The 22,486-nt window shown below is 58.5% G+C and carries 17 protein-coding genes; 8 read left to right on the top strand and 9 right to left on the bottom strand.

Annotation, left to right across the window (positions count from 1 at the left end):
• Positions 1–61 precede the first annotated feature (61 nt).
• Both CCONF_RS08390 and CCONF_RS08395 read right to left on the bottom strand, forming a co-directional pair.
• Positions 62–1,240, bottom strand: a complete 1,179-nt coding sequence (locus CCONF_RS08390; RefSeq protein ID WP_290222637.1) for an FUSC family protein — start codon at positions 1,238–1,240, stop codon at positions 62–64.
• 75 nt (positions 1,241–1,315) lie between these two features.
• Complete coding sequence (locus tag CCONF_RS08395) at positions 1,316–2,374, bottom strand: hypothetical protein (protein WP_290222639.1); 1,059 nt, start codon at positions 2,372–2,374, stop codon at positions 1,316–1,318.
• Between the two features lie 314 nt (positions 2,375–2,688).
• On the opposite strand from CCONF_RS08395, the gene CCONF_RS08400 reads away from it, so the two are divergent.
• The 6 genes from CCONF_RS08400 (at position 2,689) to CCONF_RS08425 (ending at position 10,309) form a co-directional block, all read left to right on the top strand.
• Positions 2,689–4,140, top strand: a complete 1,452-nt coding sequence (locus CCONF_RS08400) for an APC family permease (RefSeq protein WP_290222642.1) — start codon at positions 2,689–2,691, stop codon at positions 4,138–4,140.
• 33 nt (positions 4,141–4,173) lie between these two features.
• The gene (locus CCONF_RS08405; RefSeq protein ID WP_290222644.1) at positions 4,174–5,505 is read left to right on the top strand and encodes a type I glutamate--ammonia ligase; all 1,332 of its coding nucleotides are present in this window, start codon (positions 4,174–4,176) and stop codon (positions 5,503–5,505) included.
• Positions 5,495–6,676: an amidohydrolase family protein gene (locus CCONF_RS08410; protein WP_290222646.1), complete on the top strand. Its 1,182-nt coding sequence runs from the start codon at positions 5,495–5,497 to the stop codon at positions 6,674–6,676. The genes CCONF_RS08405 and CCONF_RS08410 overlap by 11 nt, the downstream gene beginning before the upstream one ends.
• 42 nt (positions 6,677–6,718) lie before the next feature.
• Positions 6,719–7,906: a M20 metallopeptidase family protein gene (locus CCONF_RS08415; RefSeq protein ID WP_290222648.1), complete on the top strand. Its 1,188-nt coding sequence runs from the start codon at positions 6,719–6,721 to the stop codon at positions 7,904–7,906.
• Between the two features lie 6 nt (positions 7,907–7,912).
• Positions 7,913–8,776 carry a MurR/RpiR family transcriptional regulator gene (locus CCONF_RS08420; protein WP_290222649.1) on the top strand — a complete coding sequence of 288 codons (864 nt, stop codon included), beginning with the start codon at positions 7,913–7,915 and terminating at the stop codon, positions 8,774–8,776.
• A gap of 171 nt (positions 8,777–8,947) precedes the next feature.
• Positions 8,948–10,309, top strand: a complete 1,362-nt coding sequence (locus tag CCONF_RS08425; protein WP_290222651.1) for a lipase family protein — start codon at positions 8,948–8,950, stop codon at positions 10,307–10,309.
• Between the two features lie 684 nt (positions 10,310–10,993).
• On the opposite strand, the gene CCONF_RS08430 is transcribed toward CCONF_RS08425, so the two are convergent.
• From CCONF_RS08430 to CCONF_RS08440, 3 genes are all read right to left on the bottom strand, one after another.
• A complete protein-coding gene (locus tag CCONF_RS08430) occupies positions 10,994–12,367 on the bottom strand; it encodes an ApeA N-terminal domain 1-containing protein (RefSeq protein WP_290222653.1) in 1,374 nt (457 codons plus the stop codon).
• 282 nt (positions 12,368–12,649) lie between these two features.
• The gene (locus CCONF_RS08435) at positions 12,650–14,095 is read right to left on the bottom strand and encodes an acyltransferase (RefSeq protein WP_290222656.1); all 1,446 of its coding nucleotides are present in this window, start codon (positions 14,093–14,095) and stop codon (positions 12,650–12,652) included.
• A gap of 97 nt (positions 14,096–14,192) precedes the next feature.
• On the bottom strand, positions 14,193–15,113 hold the full coding sequence (locus CCONF_RS08440) for a DUF6492 family protein (RefSeq protein WP_290222658.1): 921 nt from the start codon (positions 15,111–15,113) through the stop codon (positions 14,193–14,195).
• Between the two features lie 173 nt (positions 15,114–15,286).
• Between CCONF_RS08440 and CCONF_RS08445 the strand changes: the two genes are divergently transcribed.
• Positions 15,287–16,609, top strand: a complete 1,323-nt coding sequence (locus CCONF_RS08445; RefSeq protein ID WP_290222660.1) for a UDP-glucose dehydrogenase family protein — start codon at positions 15,287–15,289, stop codon at positions 16,607–16,609.
• A 117-nt stretch (positions 16,610–16,726) separates the two neighbouring features.
• On the opposite strand, the gene CCONF_RS08450 is transcribed toward CCONF_RS08445, so the two are convergent.
• The 4 genes from CCONF_RS08450 to CCONF_RS08465 are packed head-to-tail and all read right to left on the bottom strand — an operon-like array spanning position 16,727 to position 20,681.
• Positions 16,727–17,665 carry an NAD-dependent epimerase/dehydratase family protein gene (locus tag CCONF_RS08450; RefSeq protein ID WP_290222663.1) on the bottom strand — a complete coding sequence of 313 codons (939 nt, stop codon included), beginning with the start codon at positions 17,663–17,665 and terminating at the stop codon, positions 16,727–16,729.
• A 12-nt stretch (positions 17,666–17,677) separates the two neighbouring features.
• Positions 17,678–18,295 carry a hypothetical protein gene (locus CCONF_RS08455; protein WP_290222665.1) on the bottom strand — a complete coding sequence of 206 codons (618 nt, stop codon included), beginning with the start codon at positions 18,293–18,295 and terminating at the stop codon, positions 17,678–17,680.
• 2 nt (positions 18,296–18,297) lie between these two features.
• Positions 18,298–20,301, bottom strand: a complete 2,004-nt coding sequence (locus CCONF_RS08460) for a glycosyltransferase family 2 protein (protein WP_290222667.1) — start codon at positions 20,299–20,301, stop codon at positions 18,298–18,300.
• On the bottom strand, positions 20,298–20,681 hold the full coding sequence (locus CCONF_RS08465) for a hypothetical protein (protein WP_290222669.1): 384 nt from the start codon (positions 20,679–20,681) through the stop codon (positions 20,298–20,300). Before CCONF_RS08465 ends, CCONF_RS08460 begins: the two co-directional genes overlap by 4 nt.
• A 506-nt stretch (positions 20,682–21,187) precedes the next feature.
• Between CCONF_RS08465 and wecC the strand changes: the two genes are divergently transcribed.
• Positions 21,188–22,471, top strand: a complete 1,284-nt coding sequence (gene wecC, locus CCONF_RS08470; RefSeq protein ID WP_290222672.1) for a UDP-N-acetyl-D-mannosamine dehydrogenase — start codon at positions 21,188–21,190, stop codon at positions 22,469–22,471.
• The last annotated feature ends 15 nt before the right edge of the window (positions 22,472–22,486 follow it).

Here is a 22,486-nt window from a genome sequence, read left to right on the forward strand (position 1 = left end):
GGGAGTAGGTACGCCCGCACACTCTAGGGGCCGCGCGTAACCGCGCTTTTAATTTTAGCTTTCAGCTAGGTTGACAATCGCCCTTCCAGACGTTGGGCTCGTAGCCCGGCGTCGGGGTGGTCGGGATCAGCGCTGACGATGCCTCCTCGTGACTACACCCGCACACCCCCATCAGGTCGACGAGCAGGGAGCGCACCTGCGCCAGCATGACCGTGGTGGAAATGCCGCGGGAAATGTCCTGGGCGTGTACCAGCTCCACCCCGGTCTGGGCGGCCAGGCGGCGCAGGCCGGTGGTCAGCTCGGAGATCGTGGTGGAATCGGCAAAGTCCGGATCACTCAGGATGGCGTCGGAGAGCTGGGTGGTCAGCTCGGCGGCATCGCGCAGCAGCTCGATGAGCTCGTCGGTAATCGGCTCGCTATCCAGCACGGCCACGTGCGCCCGCCTAGAGAGCACGCGCGTGTTGCGCATGGCGTTGTCCACGTTGTTGAGCAGCCCCAGCAGCACGCGCATGTCCTCGCGCTGCTTGACCAGCAGCGGGGAGGCGAAAATGACCTCCCGGGAGTTGTTGGCCTCGGTGATCATCTTGTTGACGTTGGCCTGGCTACCGCGGGCGCGCTCTAGGGCGCGGGCGATGCCGGCGGCGTCGCGGGCCTGGGTGGCCTGCGCGACCTCGTCCAGAATGGAGCCGGTCAGCCCCAGGATGCGCGCAACCTCACGACGGCCGTTGCGCAACGGCGAGGCCGGCAGCAGTGCCATGACCAGCAGCGCGACCATGCCGCCGACCAGGGAGTCCACCATGCGGTCGGTGCCCCCGGAGGTCTCCGGCGGCAGGATGGTGGCGATCAGCACCGCGGCGAACGCCGCGTGGTTGGCCACCAGCGCGCCGCGGTCGACGAAGGTCGCCAGGGCCACGGCGACGGCCACCCCGACCGCGATCTGCCAGGCGCCGGTGCCCACGAAGTAGATGAGCCCGTCGCCCACGCCGACGCCGAGGGTCACGCCGACGACCAGCTCCATGGATTTACGCACGCGGTCCCCGGCGGCCGAGTAGACGATGACGGCCGACATCGGGGCGAAAAAGGGCAACGCGTGCCCGATGACGTAGTGCGAGAAGCCAAAGGCCAGGCCGGCGGCCAGGCCGATCTGGATGATATACATCCAGTTGGAACGCAACCGCCCCAGCCCCTGCCGGACTTTACCGATTGTCAGCGCTTTTGCCACATGCTTTGCTCTTGCCACGACCTTAATACTAGCTGTTGAGTTCCGAGACGAAGGTATCGTGAGCGCCTTAAATGCGCGCGCTAGCCTCCGCGTCTAGCGGTTGAGCGGGCTGCCCTGCCACCTAAACCCGCGGTCGAGGAGCAGGGTGCCGGTCTCCGACGGGCGCAGGGTGAGCTGGTGCGCGTCATCGTCGAGTAGCAGCTGCCCGTCCACGACTTGGTAGCGCAGGTGATACTCGTCCGCGAATTCTTCGCCGGCGCCGAAGTTTTGCTCATCTGCGGCCATCGGTGCCCTCAGATACAGGTCCAGGCGCGGCTGGCCGGGCTTACTGTCATCAACCCGGTAGAAGCCGGACTGCAGATCCCCGTTGGCGCGGCGGACGGTCGCCCCCGCGAACTCACCTGGGTCGCCCTCGAACTGTCTTAGGGCCGGGGCGCCGCCCACCGACCGTTTGCCGAGGGCGAGCGTAGACAGGCGGGCATCGTCAAGCAATTGGGGCGCGGGCTGGCTACTATCGTGGGCTACCTGCCACACGCCGGCGAGTTCCTCGTGGACCGTGGGGAACTGCTTGGGAACGAGGATAGCCGGCGCCGCAAGACCAGCGATAAGCATCCCGGCCGCCGCCACGGGCGGCAGCCAGCGCGTTAACCGATGGGCCCGCGGCCACGGGATAAGCCGCGGATAGTGCATCTCCGGAACGGCGCGGCCCAGCGCGAAAGCCACCAGCCGGGGAACCCAGGGAGCTAAAACAATCAGGAAAAGAACCATCTGAGCGAAAGCGAACTGCTTGACCGGCACATCAAAGGTCATGTTCAGCAGCCAGACCACCCCGAGGGAAACCGCCCCGATAAGCCCACCCAGCCACGCCGTGCGCCGCCACAGCACCAGCGCCGCGGCGAGCAGCTCCACGGCTCCGGCCAGAAACTGCACCCACGGACTAAAAGCCATAAACGTCCACAAAAGCCCCATCGGGGACTTCTCCCCCAACGTAATCAGCAACCCTGGGTAATCAACCAACCCCATCTGCAGCAGAATCACCTTGGCCGCAGCATACGGCAAAACCAGCACACAAATAACCACGCGGACGACAGCATGGACCGCCCACCCAATAGTGCGCCACGGAACGCGGCGGAAAAAGGAAGTCGAAGTCATAACCACAATCCCACCACGCACCGCGGACGCGCAGAAGAGGGCGAGCCCGCAACTTCGCGGTGGGGCCCGCCCTACCCCCGACTGCGCGCTACTAGCTGACGTAGGTGCGGAGGGTACCGTCACCGAGGAGTGGGCACCACAATAATCCGGCACTGAAATATTTATTCCACACCTCGATGTGCATCTACCTGCGCAATTAGAGAGTTGCCTAAATTACTTTTTCAATTTCAGTGCGATCTAGAGCACATTGTGTAAGGATTCTTACAAGCCATCCCGTAGTACTCCGCTCCTTGCCCCGGAGGAAGGATGAGCAAATGGAAAGTCACGCTGTCCCTCACGCTGACTCACACACCAAGGTCACGAAACGCCCCCTCAACACATGGGAGGTCACCGCAATGTCGGTCGGCTTCATGGGGCCGGTCATGGCGATGTCGCTCAATGGCATCGGCGTGGCAGGGCTGGTCGGTAAGGCCGTACCGTTCACCTTCCTAGTGTCCTTCGTCGGCAGCCTCTTTGTCGCCTATGCCTTTGTCCGACTCCTGCGCACTGTCACCCACGCCGGATCGGTCTACGCACTGGCCGGCGTAACCCTAGGCCCTAAAGCGGGCTTCTTCGGCGGCTTCGCACTCCTCGGGACCTATATCTTCATGACCGCTTGCATCCTGGGCGCCTGCGCCGTTTTCTTCGAGGCGATGCTGGAACAGTTCAACACAGCCGAGCTGGGCTTGGCCTGGCTAATTATCCCCATCGCCGTTGCCGTCATCGGCGCCATCTTAAACCTGCGCAACTCCCAGCTGACCGCGCGCACCACCCTGTTTATCGGGCTGGCCGGAATTGTCGTGATGCTGGTGCTGTCGGTCATCATCCTAGTCTCCGTAACCGGGGATAACGCCCCGGTGAGCACCGGCCTCGATTGGGAAGCCCTCAGCCCGGCAGGCAACCCTTGGAGCGCGATCATGACCGCGTCCGTCTTTGGGTTTTTGTCCTGGGCAGGCTTCGAGTCCGGTTCCTCGCTGGGCGAGGAGACGAACCAACCCCAGCGCATCATTCCCCGCAGCCTGCTCCTCGCGGTCGTAGTCGGCGGCTTCGTCTACACCTTCGTCATGTTCGCCCAATCCTTGGGCTTCGGCACCGATGAGGAAGGGATAGCTGCTTTCGCCAGCGCCTCCTCTACCCTGACGACGCTGGGCTCCACCTATGTTGGCTCCTGGTTCGCGGTCCTGCTGTCCATCATCGCCTTCGCCGTGGCTTTCGGAGCTTTCCTGAGCTCCTCGACGGCCACCTCGCGTCTGCTCTTCGCGCTCGCCCGAGACGGCTTCGGCCCCGCGAAATTCGCCGAGCGCCACCCCAGCAGCGGTGTGCCAGTCCCGGCGGTGCTGTTTACCAACGGGTTGTCCATCGTGATGATTGTCGTCTTAGGTATCTGCCACGTCAGCCCGGTGGATGTCTACTACTGGTACGCGACCATCGCCACGCTATGCATGGTGGTGGCCTACGGCATGGCCTCGGCTGGCGCCATCGCGCACATCTTTCGCCGCGGCAACCAGGTGCCCTACTGGGAGATTATATTCCCCGTCCTCGCGCTGGCCTACCTCGGGTTCGTATACGTAGTGCAGGTCAGCGGCCAGGAAGCCCCGTACAACTACTTCCCGTGGATTTCCGGCGCCTGGTGCGTCATTGGTGCACTGGTCATCCAAGCAAGGCCCGAGCTCGCGCGCAAGATCGGCCGAAGATGGTCCCGCGCCGACGATGCTTCCACCCACTAGCCCCACCTCAATCACCAGCTAAAGGAGTAAACCATGAGTGTCGAGATCGAAAACGAAACCGCACCCTCGATTGCACACGGAATGTTCACCTTCGTCGCTACCTGCGATTTCTCGGCCCGCACCAAGGGGCGGGCCATTCACTCCAAAGACTTCCGCCCCGGCGCGAGCGTCGGGTGGGTGCCAGCCAACCTGGGGATCGGTCCGCTCGGGCACATCGTCGGCGGCATCCCCTATGGCGCATCGGGAGACCTCCGCTTGCTCGCCGATGCCGACTCCAAAACCACCATCTCCGGGGTTCCCGGCCAGGCTGACCTGGACTACTGCTTCAGCGACGTGGTCAACACCGACGGAACTCCGTGGGAATCGTGCAGCAGAACCTTTCTCAAAAACACCGTGGCGCAGCTAAAGGACAAACACGGAATTACCTTTACCGCCTCCTTCGAGCACGAATTCGTCGAGCGCGCAGCCACGCGCTTCCCGCACCCCTTCTCCTATTCGAATTTCCTTTCCGCGGAGCCGGTAAGCTCCACGCTGTTTAAGATTCTCGACCGTGCAGGAATCGAGCCGGAATGCTGGTTGCCCGAGTATGCCCAGCACCAGTACGAGCTCACCCTCAAGCCCACCGACCCGCTACGCGCGGCCGATCGCGCCCTCCTTCTGCGCGATATCACGTGCAACGTCTACGAAGCCTTCGACAAGGAAGTCACTTTTTCTCCGGTCCCCAGTGCCGAGGCGGGAGGCTCCGGGGTCCATGTCCACTACGGGCTCTACGGCGAAAACGGCGAGGCCATCTCCTTCGATGCCTCCCGGCCGGGCCGAGTCTCCGAGCTGGCCGGGCGCTTCAACGCGGGCATCATCAAATACGCCCCGGCGCTGACCGCCTTATTCGCTCCGCTCACGGTCAGCTACCTCCGGCTGAAACCCGACAACTGGTCGACGGCCCGCGCGTTTTGTGGCCTACAGAACCGCGAGTCCCTCATCCGGGTTTGCCCGACTAACGAAATCAACGGAAAGTCCCCCGAAAAGCAACTCCACTTCGAGTTCCGTGGATCGGACGCGGGTGCCAACCCGTGGATCCTCATGGGCATCATCCTGCGGGCCGGTCTGGCCGGCCTTGATGAGGGGCTCGACCCAGTCGACATCGTCGAGGGCGATCTGGATCTCGAAGGCAAGCACGCTGAACTTCCTGAATTGCCGGGTACCCTGGGCGAGGCGTTGGATCTCTTCGAGGCCAACGAGGAAGTCCAATCCTGGTTCGCGCCCGCTTGGTCCGAGACCTACTTGAAGGTCAAACGCGACGAAATTTCTGAGCTACACGGAAAGTCTTTCGAGGAGCAGTGCGAGGTGTATGCGGATGTCTTCTAAGCAGTCCCCGAGCTACCCCGATTTCCGCGAGGAACTTGCTTCACTCCCTTTGTTCGACCACCACTGTCACGGCGTGGTCCCGAAGGATCTGTCCCGCGCCGATTTCGAGGCCATGATTTCGGAATCCTCGCGTCCGGCTCCGGAGGGGCTAACCTGTTTCGACTCGCAGCTAGGGTTTCAGGTACTCGCGAAATGTGCCCCAATTCTCGGTACGCAGCCTTGGTGCAGCCCCGAAGAGTATCTGGAGCAGCGCCGGCAGCTGGGCGCGGCTGAGGCCAATTCCCGTCTGTTACAAGCCTCGCAGCTCACGGATCTGGGCGTGGATACCGGGTTCTCGCCGGACGTTATCACCCCGGCAGAGGAGCTCGGGCGCATCAGCGGCGCCACACCGCACGAGGTGGTCCGCTTGGAATACCTCGCCGAGCAGGTCGCCCAGGAGTTCCTGTCACCCGGCGCGCCCCAGGAAACGGACGGTGCCTTAGCGCGGAAATTCCTGGACGCACTCGCCGTGCGCCTAAGCGATGCCTTGCGCGGCGCGATCGGCGTTAAGTCCATCGCCGCCTATCGCATCGGCCTAGACTTCGAAGCCGCGCGCCCCGCTACCGAAGAGGTCCTCGAGTCCGCGCAGTACTTCCTCAGGGGCACGGCGCCACTGCGCCTGGCGGATCCGGTACTCATCCGCCACCTGCTGTGGTTGGCTATCGATGCCGGCCAGGTCATCCAGTTGCACATCGGATACGGCGACGACGATGTCGACCTGCACCGGTGCAACCCTCTCCTGCTCACGGAGCTGTTCCGGTTGAGCCGTGATACCGGTGCTCGTTTCACGCTCCTGCACTGCTACCCCTTCCACCGCGAGGCCGGCTACCTGACACACGTCTTCGAGCACGTCTATTTCGACGTAGGCCTAGCCATCAACTACACGGGTAGCCGATCCGGCGCGGTCATCGCCGAGTCCCTCGAGCTGGCTCCCTTTGGCAAGATTTTGTTCAGTACCGACGCCTTCGGCCTAGCCGAGCTCTACTACCTAGGCGCGGAGCTCTACCGCGATGGCTTGGCCCAGGCGCTGGCGGAATTCCACGACTTCCATGGGTGGCCGAAGGAGCAGTGCCTGCGGCTAGCTCGCATGATTTCTTACGACAACGCCGCCCGTTTGTACGGAACCGATTAGGCCACGATAGCGACAAGCGCACGACGAGAAAGGTGAACATCAGTGGGCGAAACCACCCCGACGTACGACAAGCTGGCGCAGGGCTGGATTGCGGCGCTCAACCAGGAGCTGCCCGCGGCAGTGGAGCTACGCAAGAAGCTCCACGCAAACCCGCGGGTCAGCGGCGAGGAACAAGACACGACCGACGCCGTCGCCAGCGCCATGGAACTCGATTTCAAGTCAATCGCCACAACAGGCGGAATTTCCCGCATCGGCCCACAGACAGGCCCGTCCATCGCCCTGCGCGGTGAATTGGATGCCCTACCGGTGGAAGAAGCAACCGGGGTGGAGTGGGCGTCGTCCAACACCGCGATGCACGCCTGCGGGCACGACGTGCACCTGGCTGCCCTTGTCGCGGTGGTGCGCGCCGCCAAGAGGCTCGAGCTACCTTATGGCCTGGTGCCGTTCCTCCAACCCCGCGAGGAGACATACCCGTCGGGGGCCTTGGACATCAAGGATTCGGGGGCGTTTGCCACCTTTGGCGTGGCACATGCCATCGGCGCGCACGTGCATCCCGATGTTCCGCTCGGGGCGGTCGCCTCCGGGGAGGGCTTCATCAACGCCGCGGCCGGCGAGTTCATCATCACCGTCGAAGGCCAAGGCGGGCACGGCGCATACCCGCACAAGGCCAACGATGTCGCCGTCTGCGTGGCGCACGTCGTCTCCGGCCTGTCCGAGATTGTCCGACGCACGTCCAACCCAATGGCGCCGGCCTTGATCAGCGTCGGTTCCGTCCAGGTCGGTTCGAGCGCTGCCAACGTCCTAGCCGGCAAAGGCACGGTGAAGACCACGGTGCGCACCTCCAGCAGTGCGGCCGCGCAGGAAATTGCCACCGCGGTCCAGCGCTTCGTCGAGCACACCGCCCAGGCCTTCGGGTGCACTGGAGACCTCGAGTATCTCCCCGGCGAGCCGGCCCTCATCAATGACGAGCACTTGGCCGCAAACTTCGCCGCTGTGCAAGGCACGCTGGGATTGAAGACTGGCGATCCGATGCGTTCCCTAGGCGCGGACGATGTCTCTTTTTACGGCGAGCTCGTCCCCAGCCTGATGTGCTTCGTCGGCGTGGGAAACGGCCCGACTCCCTCACTCCACGATGCGAAGTTCCTGCCGCCAGACAGCGCCGTCGGTTACACGGCCAAAGCTCTCATCGCCGGTTACCTCGCCGCCGCCCGCGCTTTGGACGTAAAATAACCGACTATGCCCAACGCCACCAGCATTGCGGAGCGAATCCGGTCCGGCCTGGATGAGTTCTCCAGCTCTGAGAAACTCGTCGCCCGGTACATCCTCAGTGGCTTTCCATACAGCGGCCTCGACACTGTGGAGCGGATTGCAGAAGCCTCCGGAGTCAGCTCGGCGACGGTAGTCCGCTTTGTCCAATCGCTGGGCATCCCGAAATTTAAGCTCTTCCAGGATCAGCTCAAGCAGGAGCTGATAGACCGCCAGCAATCGGCGCTCGATCAGGCCGCCGAACGCTCCCCAGTTCCCGCCCAAGGCACGAATCATGGCGTATTTAGTGACCAAGAACGTGCCTTCGTCGAAGGAATCCACTCCACGTTCGAAAACCTCCGCGCCGCGGACATTACCAGCGCCGTGGACCTTCTCAGCAACCAGAACAAGCACATCATCGGTGACGGCGGAACCTATTCCCACATTCTGGCCGAGCACATGCTAGCCCAGCTCAACCTTTTCCGAACCAACCTGCACAGCTGCCCGGCCGACGGATGGAAGCTCGAAGACACCCTCACCAGTATCTCCACGGACACGGTGTGGGTGACGTTTGATTTCCGGCGCTACTCCGCAACCTCGGCCGAGCGCGCGAGAACAGCGAAAGCTCGAGGAGCCATACTCATCCTCATCACGGACAAGTGGATGTCGCCCATCGCCTCCTATGCCGACATCGTGCTTACCGCACGGGTGGAAGCTAACGGCCCCTCGGACACCCTCGTCTCCGCTCTCGCCCTCGTCGAAGGCATCTGCGAAGCTGTTGCCGATCAACTCGGCAGCGAAGGGATGCGACGCCTAGCCGACATCGATCCCATCCGTCGCAGCCAGTTGTCCTAATCCACACGCGACAACCACGCGGGAGCCGGCTATAGCTTTTTCCATAAACATTTGTACTTAGCAAGTGCAACACTCATAATAATAGTTGCCGCGGAAGCCCTTCACCCGCGGAGCTTATGTTTCTCGCATGCCCTACGAAGGGCGTGCCTACTTGGAAAAAGGAATCCCTGAATGCTTGCTCCCCGCCGCGTCACGCGACCTATCCTGGCTTTTCTACTCGCGTCATCTTTGGCGGCCACTAACGTCAGCGCTCACGCCGCTCCTACTGCCGAGCTCCCCGAATCCGCTCTGGTCCATGACGCTCTTTCCGATCCCGTTGCTGACCAGTCCCCCGACACTTCTGAGCAGGTCCGCGAAGCCGCGGATGAAATGCGCCACAGCTCGCCTGGCTTACACTCCCGTGGTGCCGACAAAAGCACTGGAGATGCCTACTCATCCTTCTACCACGACCCAGTGGACCTGGATGGTTCTTCCCCAGGACAATTGTTCCGGAATTCCTCGGTGCGAAACCCCCTAAACACGCTGGGCATTACCAACATCGGCCCTTACAAGGCGGAACGCATCCTCTACTCTTCCACCAACCGCAAGGGAGAGCCCATTCCAGTTAGCGGGATCGTCATCGAGCCTAAGAAGGATTGGATGGGGGACGTGCCACGTCCCGTGGTCGCCTACGCCCCCGGCACCCAGGGCGTAGCCGACCACTGCTCGCCATCGCGCAAAATCGCCGAAGGCGTGGGCGACTACGAGCAGCTCTTCTTTGAAAGCCTCCTCAAGGAGGGATACGCAGTGGTCTTAACCGACTATGAAGGACTTGGCACTCCAGGCCTGCATACCTACATGGACCGTATCAGCCAAGCCCACGCCGTGCTCGATAGCGTACGTGCTGCGCAGCAACTAGACGGCTGGGATTTGGGTCCGGAGAATCCCGTTTTCCTCAACGGCTATTCACAGGGTGGCGGCGCAACCGCCAGCGCCGCGGAGCAATATGACTCTTACGCCCCCGAGCTCAACGTCAAGCTCGCAACCGTCGGTGCCGCCCCAGCCGATCTGACTCTTTTGCCACCAGCCCTCGACGGAACTACGTACTTCCTCTTCGAACTCTTCGCTCTACTTGGTTTGTCCCAAAGCTACGGCATCGATTTCAATGACCGGCTCAGCACTCGCGGACAGGAGGTCCTCCGCAACGCTACGAACGCGTGCACGTTGGGCCTCGGGCTCTATTCCGGACAGACCATCTCCGGGCTTACCGCCGACGGCACTGACGTTTACGAACTCATCGAAACTGCTCCTTATAACCAGATTCTCGCGGAGCAGCACATCGGCCACCGAGCTCCCACCGTCCCGGTAGTCATCACACACAGCCGTGGCGACGACGTCATTCCCTTTGACACAGCCGAACAATTGGCTGCGGAGTGGGCCGACCACGGTGCGCAAGTCACCTTCCTTCCGAATGATGCTGGTTCGCACGTAGCCGGCACCATCCCGCACATCGATGCCACCCTCGACGCCATCAAAGCGGTACTAAACAGCTAGCCGACTCTTCCCACCTACCGCTGCCTAAAACTCACGGTCTGCACAGGCTTTGCTTAGGACGACCTGTTACCTCGGGTTTGTTTGTCATAAGTGGTCCGGAAGCGGCGGGCGTTAGACCACCCGGTCCTGCGCTGCGGCTTCTTCCGGCGGTCGGTAGGGCGCATCATAAGAGTTAGCCCATCGAACTCGGTGGGGTCAGGCCCGAGCACTCGGTTCGGTGGTCATAGACAAACTGGAAGCGGACTACTAGCGTGTCTCTTCGACAAAATATTTCGCGGCCTTGCGAGGAACGATTAACTCCAAGCTCTGTTGAAGCCGCGTGAAGTGAGAGGTCCTCATTGTTCTCGTAGAGGACCACAGCATCACGTTTGAACTGTTCGGAATACCTGGGCATAGTTGCAGATTACCTTTCCCCCAACCCAACCGGGCTGATATCAGGTGTCTACCAAACAGGGGTCAGGTCCATCATGAAATCCCCACACCACCCAGCTCCAGAGCTGACGGATGTCCCTCGAAGCTAACACGGAGCTTTTCTTAATTCCAACGGACAAGGTGAACATCGTACGATTAACCACATCTCGCTCTGAATTCTCGCTCCCTCCAAGCTGGCGAAAACAGCCGACCTGTCTAAGGGTTTTGACAGGATGAGCTACCGGCCAAGCAGCTGACCTCTACTGTAGGCGCTCAATCCTTAGAAAGATACCGCTGAGCTAGCAGCACTGCGTTGCGCCAACGTCCAGACGTCTCAAGTGCCGCCACCAGCTCTTTTGTAGACACGCCAACGTGGGATAAAACAAGAGCGTGGATGAGCGTATTCGTCACTCTTGAAATCGCATAGGCCCATTCAAAATTAGCAGGCTCGAGAAGGGCTTCATGGGCAAGATCATTACGGACCTTGCAAAGCCCCTTCACCCAAGTTTCGTGATTAGGAAGCATTAAGTTTCGAAATTCTGGCCCTAGACGAAAATACAAATCGAGGGCGCGAAGTTTGAAATACGGCTTCTTTCCATCCTTAAATTCTTCGCCCGTCAATTGCTTAAACGCCTGCTTGCTCTCGGACAAAGTCTCCTTGTCATAGACCGAATTGTGGAAAGATTCAGCCAGAACTCCACTCAGCAGGACAGCCGTTTCTAGGTATTGCGTTTTCGATACCAGCGGCTCCGTCAGCAGACGCAGCGATCTTAAATTCCGCCGGTGAAATTCAACCCAACTCTTAAACATCGGGAGAGCCTCAGAAACCTCTCTCTGAAAAACGAACGAAGAATAAAGACGGGCTAGTTGACTAGCTGCGAGGTCTTTCCGCCTAGGCACGATTAGCCAGCCGAGGTCTCCCTCTCCAAAGTTGAGCCTGATTTCCGAACGGTCGCTCAGTCGATTTGCTGCTAGAGAAACAAACTGGCTAACCTCGAGCGACCATTTGAGCACGGTTTCTATTGTTGTCGATTCGACAGAATCGTATCTCACGAAGTGCTTCTCGGAGATTCTGGTCACGAACTGTTCAGAATTCCACTCATAATACGGTGGTCTTACTGAGACTTCCACGGTTACTAGTTCTCCCGAGTCTAGTTGCAACGACTCTAGTTCGTCGCGTCCAATAATCGACTGAACTTCGACTTGGTACGTCGAAGAGTCCAGGGAACTTCTGATCCGAGTTGAAGCTGGCTTGCCTAAGAAATAATCGAGAAAGTCGACAGAGATCCACGCAGATTTGATTGCAGGATCATTTCTCCCACTAATTTGCTCGCCTACTACGAGATACTCCCCAGAGTAAGTAGCCCACTCAGTCATCACCTGACCAATAGCAGTCGTAGAACTTTGCATCTGTACTACGAGTAGAGAAACAATCTTACCCTCCACATGCCCCCAAATAACCTCAAAATCTGCAGGTGCTTGACTCGGCCTCCCCTGCAAGGCTTGGAAAGTACCATAGGTTCTCAGCTCAAAGCCCTCCAAAGGATCAAATGCAAGCACCCCGGCTAGGCTACCCTCGACGCCAGGTAGCTCCCAGGATCCCCACATCTCGAAATCCTCAGTACAGGAAAACTTTTTGCCGACCATTCATTTGCTCCTATATCTTCATGGTGTCTTTCGATCAACTAATCCAACGGCTATGCAAATTCAACGGACTCGACCGTGCCTATCCCCAGGGACGAGCCTAACAAGATCTAATCACCTAAGGATGGTCCATTGAACAGAGCGACCCTGCTTAAAACAGCAGTACGCCAGAACCATCTCCGCTCCAACCCCCTGCCGCCGGATGCCTACGCATATACGTCCATCTCGTCCTCTAGGTAGCCAGCTCAATCATACCGCTTTGCGGCTATTCCAAACCTCCAGCACTTATCTTTGACGCAAACGCTCTGTAAAGCTCACAGCCACCTGAATCGCGCTTTCGATCATCGACTTCGGTGGCAGTGTGTGGGCGAAAGGACCTTCGTACTGCACGACTCGGAAGTCGTTGTCCTCATGTTGTGATTCCGCAAAGGGAAGAAAGTGCTTTGAGTGGAAACCATCGTTTTGATTTGTGAGGTAAAGGACATGGTTCGGTACCGACACATTGTACTGCTCTAACACTGAAAGTCGTTCTCGAATCGGAGCATCCCACTGAGGGTCGATGTGGCTGGCGACCACCTTGTCGGGAGCAAGCGAAGGCATAACGTTTCTCAAGAAACTGAAGAACGGCCATTGCATAGAACCATCTTCGTTCAACGCCGGCACTGTCGTGTCTGGATCAATTACCAGCGCTACCGAGTCTGGGAGCATCGTCGAAATACGCAATGCAGCAAATCCTCCACCAGAAAAGCCGAAGAATACGACCCTCTTGGCCTGCGTAGCGCGGACAATCTCCGAGACCTTTCCAGCCAGGTATCGGAGAAAATCAAACTCCAGAGTTCCCAGATACCATCCGAGCCTTAATTCCGGATGGCTAAGTAGCGCTGGATCCGCAATAAATAGGCTATTCACTCCTGCGCGCCTCATGGTGTTAAACCATTCAAACCTCGGCAGCCGGTACTTTTTTCGGTCGATAGCGCCATGGAAGACTACAAAGAGAGTTTCACTTCCTTGATTGAGATACAGATAGTCAAGAATTCCCTTATCCGGTAGTCGGCAGCGACCTTGACTCACGCCGGGAGAATCTAGGTCAATGCCAAACTCCGAAACCTCACTAGGCACGAGCGAGCTAATATCGGGTTGAGCTTCAGACAAGGGAACCACACCAGGCACACCTTCAGCCGGGATAAACGAGGCACGCCCGGTCACTGCAAGATGATGGTCATCTGGAAGATCGCCAGAGACTACCGCATAATCTTCGACGAAACATCCCGCCCCAATCTCAACACCGCCTTTAATCACGACTCCATTGCCCACATAGCTCCCAGCACCGATATTGGTCGTCATCTCGCGGTCATCCGCCGGTACTCTCTTATGAGCTGGCCCCAGACCGGATGTACAAGTAGTCACGACGACTGAATCACCGATAATCACGTCGTTTTGAGCTATTACATTCCCAAAGACCGCACAATTGCTACCGATCTCCACCCTCTGACCTGCGCGTAGCTCACCATCGATTCGGGTAGACACCCCAACTTCAGAGTCTGCACCGAGGAAAACGACACCAGTCACACGGACCCCGGCCGAAAGCTTCGCCGCGTCTTTCAATATTGCAGTACCTTCAATTGCCACGGCATCGCCAATTTGTGCTCCCTTTTCGAGACGCACGTTGTGCGCATTAGATGTTTCCGCCGTACTCGCAACGGATGCACCGGGACTAATGTGAATCGACAAAGCTCCCACCTACGACCATTGATTTAATCCAAGGGGAATCAAGAGAGCCGCCCCATCCGAAAAGGCCCCGTACTCTCGATCGCTCCTAACCTCTCAACTAATTTACGGTTGCCGGGGTGAGAAACCAATTGCTGTCTTCCCACGGGGCAAGGAGCGACCGACCCCAAATATCCGAAATTCTTTGCCTATGCTCCTCAGATAGTTTCGGAAGCCTATTGCGGTGGAGACCAAAGAGCGGTATACCCTTTTCGACCAACTCATCCAGCATTTTTTCGACGCCCGAGTCTGAGTCAGGATGCTGGGTGAAAAGGGTCCGAACAGGCAACGCGCTCCGGTGATACAGCCCAAGCTGATCCTGCTTCTCTAGCCAAGCCACATATAGCAAGAATTCGGTACCACCGCTTTGAGACAACGCCCTCAACAGATGCGTCTCGTACTTCTTCTCGAGAAAATCCACCAATTCAACTGCGACATCCGTAAAGAAGACACAAGGAGTAATTGAGGGGGTCATCAAGTTGTCAAAAAACGACTCTGGAATCTCAACTGCTAGGCGGGATCGTTCGACGTATTTTTTCCAGTATGGCGAGATAGCCACACGAGCAGTTACAGGACGACCAGCGTGAAAGAAGTCCTCCACTGAACTTGGTCGAACGAAATGATTTTTCGAATCTAGCATCAAGTAATTGGGAGCTTCTTCGCCGAACCGTTCCTTGTAGTACCTAGAGATAGCCAACTTGATCGCTTGCTGATCGTAGTAACCAGTCTTATCTATGCCCGGTAGAATTTCAGAAAACGTCTTAACTCTTACTAGCGACTTAAACTCACTGCTAACGACGTTTCCAAGTGCATTTAGGAACTGCTCCCTGAGCGCCTCATCGTCACTACCGTTGGCGATAACCGTATATTCGCAAAGACCGGATTTTTCAAAAAGCCGGTCAATCGATAGAGCTTGCAAGATCGCAAGCCGGAAGTCCTTCTCATAAAAGATGCTTGCTATTGGGATCTGCGCGGTTTCCATTCTTCGTAGTCTACCGCAGCCAAACATTCCCTGTAGTGACTATTCTTCTCATCGTCAGTGGTTTCACTTGAGAAATCCATCCCCCGTAAAACCTCCCCGCGAAAGCCCACATGGAAATTCTAGTTGTATTCAAATTTCGATTTTCCCGTGCAATCACCTGATATAATCTTCCCATGCGTATGACGGTTATCGGCACCGGTTACCTCGGTGCGACCCATGCTGCTTGCATGGCTGAACTTGGCCATGAAGTGCTTGGGGTCGATGTAGATCAAGACAAGATTGATGCTCTCGCGGCCGGGGCGGTTCCTTTCTACGAACCTGGGTTGCCGGAAATCCTAGAGCGGAATGTTGATTCTGGGCGTTTGCGGTTTACCACCAAGTATTCACAAGCTGCCGAGTTTGCCAAGATCCACTTCTTGGGTGTGGGTACGCCGCAGACCAACGGGTCCTATGCGGCGGATATGACCTACGTCAAGGCAGCGATCGAGTCGTTGGTTCCGCAGCTGACCGGCCGTAACCTGATCCTGGGTAAATCCACCGTGCCGGTGGGAACCGCGGCTGAACTCCAGGAGCTCGCGGACTCGTTAGCGCCGGCGGGTACGACAGTAGAAATTGCGTGGAACCCGGAGTTTCTCCGAGAAGGGTTCGCGGTCAAGGACACGCTGACCCCTGACCGCATCGTGCTGGGCACACGAGAGAATGACTCCGAGGCAGAGGTCATCGCGCGGGAGATTTACGCACAGCCCCTAGACAGTGACACTCCCTTCATCGTGACCGATCTCCAGACTGCGGAACTGGTCAAGGTCTCCGCCAATGCTTTCTTGGCAACCAAGATTTCGTTTATCAACGCCGTCAGTGAGATTTGTGAAATCGCTGGCGCGGATGTCACCCAACTCGCAGACGCGATCGGCATCGATGAGCGTATTGGACGGAAGTTCCTGGGTGCCGGGCTCGGCTTCGGCGGTGGATGTTTGCCAAAGGATATCCGGGCATTCATGGCCCGGGCTGGTGAGATCGGTGCTGACCAGGCGCTGACGTTCCTCCGCGAGGTGGACGCCATTAATATGCGTCGCCGGGACCGCGTGGTTGAGCTAGCCTGTGAGAGCTTCGATGGCTCTCTCCTTGGACACCGCGTAACGGTGTTGGGGTGCTCGTTTAAGCCCAACTCGGACGATGTACGCGACTCCCCCGCCTTGGCCGTTGCCGGTGCCTTGTCACTCGCAGGTGCGGCGGTAAGCGTCTGCGACCCGAAGGGGATGGACAACGCCAAGAAGATTTTCCCCACTCTTACGTATTCCGACACCGTCGAGGGGGCTTTGGAGGATTCCGAGCTGGTCATCTTGGCCACCGAGTGGAAAGAATTTAAGGAGCTTGAACCAAAGCTCGCGGGTTCGCTGGTGGCTAAGAAGAATGTCATCGACGGGCGTAACGTGCTGCCCATCGACGACTGGCAAGCAGCCGGTTGGACCGTAAAGGCCCTCGGCAGGTCACTTTAATAGATCGAGGAAAGGCTCGGCCAGACGGTGCTGTACCGCTGGACCGAGCCTTTCGTTGTCCCCGGCTCGTCTCTCAGTTTTGACTGGAGGCTGTAGCCGGAGGTCGATCTGGGGAATCTATCCTTGCGCCCGGAAGAAATCGACTGTTCGCTCGATACCTTCGCGCAGCGGTACCTGCGGCGACCATCCCAGCGCTTCCTGGGCTAACGAACTATCCAGCGCGGAGCGTTTGAGATCCCCCAGACGCGCCGGTGCGTCTTCGGGGCCTTGGCCGCTTCCCGCGGCTTCCGCGACGAGCGCGTGCAGCTCGCGGTCCGAGGTTTCCACGCCCGTGCCGATGTTGAAGCGACGCCCGTTTCCGGGGTGAAGTGCTGCCTGGTAAAAAGCCTCGGCCACATCGCCCACGTAAACGTAGTCCCTAGTGTTGGTACCGCCGCCAAAGACCCGGGTCGGCTGTCCGTGAAGGAGATGCTCAGCGAAAATCGCCACAACGCCTGCCTCGCCATAGGGGTCCTGGCGTGGACCATAGACGTTCGCCGGAGCGATGAACGAGCAATCCACGCCATACAGGTGGCGGTAGGCCTTCAGATAGAGCTCCCCCGCGACCTTGGAGACCGCATAAGGAGAGTGCGGATCCACCGGAGAAGACTCGCCGACCGGGAAAGTCTCCGGTGCACCGTAAATCGAGCCGCCGGAAGAGGTATGAACGATGTGCTTGACGCCGGTTTGCCGCGCGGCTTCGGCCAGCCGGATCACCGCGGTGATGTTGACGGTACTGTCCGCCACTGGGTCCTCGACGGACTTACGTACGTCGACTTGAGCCGCCAGGTTGAAAACGACATCGATGTTCTCGGCTTCCATCACCTGCTGGAAATCAAAAGTGCGGATATCGCCTTCAACGAACTTGAACGCCGCAGAACTCCGTGCGTCCTCAAGGTTGCTGAGAGAGCCGCGGGACAGGTCATCGACTACGACGACCTCGTGGCCGCGGTCCAGCAGCAGATCCACGAGATGCGAGCCGATAAAACCGGCCCCACCGGTAACTAACGCCTTCATGTAGGTTTCGTACTACCTTTCTGCCCGGGTCAGCCCCAGGCGAGCGGCCGACATGAGTCCCTGGACTCGCTTGAAGAGTACGTCGTCCATATCGGCATCGATCACGATGTTGTCGACGGCAAGATCCTCAGCAAAGAGAACAGCGGTCGCCAGGTCAGGGATTACGTCGCTCGCGGATTTCTTGAAGAGGAAACCGTTGCTAGCCACGTCCAGTCCCTGGAAGCTCCGGATACAGCCGTTGTATTTATCTGATTGCAGCACTCGGATGTAGACGTCATCGTTGGAAACGTCCTCCGAAGAATCACCGTCGGCCAGGAGCTTGCAGTCCCGTACGCCTATCACGAGGGGCTTGGGGTAATACTCGATGGGGCGTACTTCCACCATGGTGGCGCTGAGAAACTGCCTGATCTCAAACGCGGTATTGGGCCCAACCTTCTGCGGCAGAACGAACTCGTTTGCCGCCCAGCGACCGAAAAGCAGGGTGATAGCCACCGCCAAGCGGTCCGGGTTCTTGTTCGTCGGTCCTCGATCTAGAGCGAAATCCGCTGCGGGAAGGAACGCGTCGTACTCACTCCGCTCCGAGGTGATCGTCCACTGGCCCAGCGGATTCGTCACTTGCTTGAAAATCATTGTTAGCGACCTCCGAAATACTTCTTGCCCACCACGATTGCGCCGTCAGGCAGGGACTCCAACTCGCTTTCCCCAACCACAGCAACCGTGAGTGCCTTACGCTCTGTACCCGCCAGGACCGAGGCCTGATAGGTCGTTGCCGCCAGCGAGGGATCGACGGCCTCGGAGAACAAGAGGAATTCGCGACCGTCTTCACTAGCAACAGCAGCACGCATAAACTCCGCTAGCGCCTCCACCCAGGAACTCGTCCGAGTAGTCGCCGGGGGCTCGACAACAAAGCTCAAACCAGCCTTTCGAGCGCGTACGAGGTCCTGGAGTGTGGCACTACGAACGACCGCAGACTGCGCCTTGCCGACCCCCTCGACCACGATGTCGGTAGCGTGAAGTTCTCCGTCCCAATCAATCGGCTCTGCCGCGGTGATGGCTGCAATCCGAAGATCCCGCGAGGTCAAGTGGTCCGGGAGGAACAACTGGCCTTCGCTGATCAGTTCCTCCCGCGAGGTGGTCTCGGGCCACTCGCCCTCTTGGCTGGCTAACTCGCTAAGCTTCTTGAAATGCCAAGCATCGAGGCCGAATTGGAAGAATCCGAGCGCATCCTTGGCGGTACCCACCTGGTTCTCCCCGTCAACGACTGTCACCTGGCGGGAGTGCATGCGCCGCAGGGTAACCGGCTTGCCCGTGTGGCCGAGCTTGATTCCTGCGCGGAGCATCCGCAACATGATATTGTTGTCCACACCACTCGTGATGGTCTCGTCGTAGCGGAACTTTTTAATCACCTCGGTTGCAATGAACCAGGTTCCGTGTCCCGGAGCGCTGCCCTTCTCGTAAGCAGTGTAGGTGGCTGGCACCTTGGACACATGCAGCTGCAATGCACCGGTCTCGTCATCGAAGTTAAGGAACGAACCCACGTTGCCGGACAGGCCTTCGGTCAAGGCATCGAGGTGCCATTCCAAACGGCGTGGGTGCATCAGATCGTCATCATCGATCACGGCGGTGTACAGGCCGCGAGCCTCATCCAGCGCTAAATTCCGAGCGGCCGAAATACCTTGCGGCTCTTGGTGGAAATAGCGGATCCGATCGTCACCGAAGCTGTCCAAGACAGAACGCAAGTTGTCGGCCCCGCCGTCATCGACAACGATGATCTCAAAGTCTTGCACCGACTGGAACAGGATCGACTGGATAGTCTCCTTAATCAAGTCGGCGCGGTTCTTCGTAGCGATCGAGACCGTAACTAGGGGACGCACGAAGTCCGGACGGTACTTCCACGACAAGTAGTTCCGGGCGAACGTCTTGTCGTTGCGTAGAACGGCACGATTCTGGCTGACCGCTTCCCTACCCTCTTCGGTCTCCGCAACGACCTTCGATGTCGGAGGGTGCCACATGTGGTACATACGAACGTCCGGATCTTCAATCCAGATGGTCCGGTAGCCGGCTCTTCGCGCACGCTGAGCGAAGTCGAGATCCTCACCGCCGTAGGTATGCAAGCGCTCGTCAAACCCGCGAATGCGCTCGAAGCCCTCTTGGGAAATAGCCATCATGCCGCCCATACCCCAGCGTGGCCGCAGCCGGCTAGCCTGCTCCATTTCCTCCCACGCGTCTGGGTGCTGAGCGACCCATTCGTGGGTCATGTGTTCGGGCAGATCCCTACACTGCAGGAAGAATGCTGACCAGGGAGCACCCTTGGCTCGCTTTACGATCGTCTCGAAAGACTTGGGGGAAAACACCATGTCCGCGTCGGTAGAGACAAGAAACTTCCCCTCAGCGGCGGTAAAACCAGCGTTCAAGGCCCGGGACCGAGACCACTTGTCTTCTCTTGCGGTGTAGACCCGCTTGATCCCGAGTTCCTCCGCCAGCGCTTGACTTGCCGCAGCGTCGTCCGAGCCGAAGTCCGACAGGATAACCTCGCCGTCGTAGCCCCCAAAAGAGTTTTGAATACTGGTCACCGCGATGCGTAGGCGATCGATTCCCCAGTTCCGGAACCCAATAACCACCGAGATGTCTTTCACTTGACTCGTTCTCCTTGCAGCGTAATCATCTCACCCATCGACCAATCTGGGTACAAACAAAGCCGGAAATCCTCGACCGCCCCTTCGACGTCCTTGGCCTTCCAGTTCTTAATTTCGATGGTCAGATCATCTGTCTCAAAACCCCACTTAAACTTCCGGAAGCCGACCCATCCAGCCTCAGTAGTGTTCGAGGAGTAATGATAAAAGGAGTGCAGCGAACTCGACCACACGAGATTTGTCAAGAAGCTGCGGTCCTTGTCACCGTCCGACTCTCGGTTAGAAACCAACACCGCGAAATCACGCGGCCCGACCGGACGGGAAGCTTTGACTAGGAGCTTAAAAGACCCAGACTCCACAGGAAGCTTAAAGCGCTTTTTCATAGTGCAATCCTTACGCCTCAAATCACGCACATGCGCGATATTTCTCTCATCTCACGATTCACATACTTTCGTCGTGAGACTTCCTAATAGCTAATAGACAGCCTAAAACAGATAGACAACTTTCACGCTACCTTAAGGGGTGTTTCACACACCCCCACATCCAATAACCTGACTTTTACCTGCGCCGACTGTCCAGTACACCCGCCCGAGTTAGACCTACGCCACATACCAGAAGCATTCCGCACCCCCTAATAGACGTGGGTATGGCCAAGACCCCATCCCTCCCAGGGTTTGGATAGGGGAGTACTTTAGATGAATATTCGGAAGCCATGCAGAAGCCGCTCAGCCTCATTTCCCTGTCCTCGTTCAGAAGTCATGCAACCTTTAAGAGGATTAGTTACCATTAAAACTATTCAAGTTGGAGTCTTCGTGTTCACCATTGAAATGTGCTGCATTAAGATGGGTTTGCCGACTACCCCAAGGGACGCACTACCAAGAGGATGATCATGATCAACCAGCACGTCGCATTCGTCGGGCTCGGCTATATTGGCCTGCCCACTGCCGTTGTTCTAGCTAATTCCGGTGTAGAAGTCATTGGTGTCGATGTCAACGGTCCGAACGTTGACCGCATCAACCGCGGCGAGGTAACCATCGTTGAGCCGGGGCTGGAAGAAGAGCTACGCTCGGCACTGGAATCCGGCCGTTTCAAGGCCACCACGGAGCAGGTCCACGCGGATGCCTACATCATCGCGGTGCCCACGCCGTTTACTGAGTCTTACGCCGTCGACATGAAATTCATCTACTCGGCAGCTGAGGCCATCGCGCCGCAGCTGGAGGGCGACGAGCTGGTCATCCTGGAATCCACTTCCCCACCGCTGACCACCAGGAAGATGGCCGACAAGATTCTCGAGCTCCGCCCCGACCTTGTCGCCGATGGCACCGATAACCCTGAGGGCAAGCCGGTGGTCTACTTCGCCCACTGCCCGGAGCGCATCCTCCCAGGCAAGGCTATGGAAGAGCTGCGCACTAATGACCGCATCATCGGTGGCCAGACCCCGGAGGCAACGAAGCGCGCCACCGCTATCTACTCCTCCTTCTGCAAGGGCGAGCTCTTGCCGACCAACGACGTCACTGCGGAGATGGCCAAGCTGACCGAGAACTCCTTCCGCGACGTCAACATCGCCTTCGCCAACGAGCTTTCCCTCATTGCTGACAAACTCGGCATCGACGTCTGGGAGCTCATCGAACTGGCGAACCACCACCCACGCGTCAACATCCTGCAGCCCGGCCCCGGCGTCGGCGGTCACTGCATCGCCGTGGACCCGTGGTTCATCGTGTCGACGGATCCGGAAAACTCCAAGCTCATCCGCACCGCGCGCAACGTCAACGACGGAAAGCCGGCCTGGGTCATTTCCAAGGTCAAGGAAGCCATCGAACACACCGGCGCATCCAAGGTCGCCGTCCTCGGTCTCGCCTTCAAAGCAGACATCGACGATCTGCGCGAATCACCGGCACTCAACATCGCGGTCGACCTCGCCGAAGACCTGGAAGACACCACCTTCCTGGTCGCTGAGCCGAACGTCGACGAGCTACCCAAGCGCCTCAAGGGCTTCGACAACACGCAGCTGAGCGAATACACCCAGGCAATCAACGACGCCGATGTCATCCTGATGCTGGTCGATCACAAGGAGTTCAAGGGCCTGGACGTGCAGCTGTTGGACGGCAAGGAAGTCGTCGACACCAAGGGAATCTGGGGTCAGAGCTGGCAGTGGGCGGCATCCCACAAATAGAGCCCCACCCACCAC

The organism is Corynebacterium confusum (assembly GCF_030408715.1).
GTDB classification, from domain to species: Bacteria; Actinomycetota; Actinomycetes; order Mycobacteriales; family Mycobacteriaceae; genus Corynebacterium; species Corynebacterium confusum.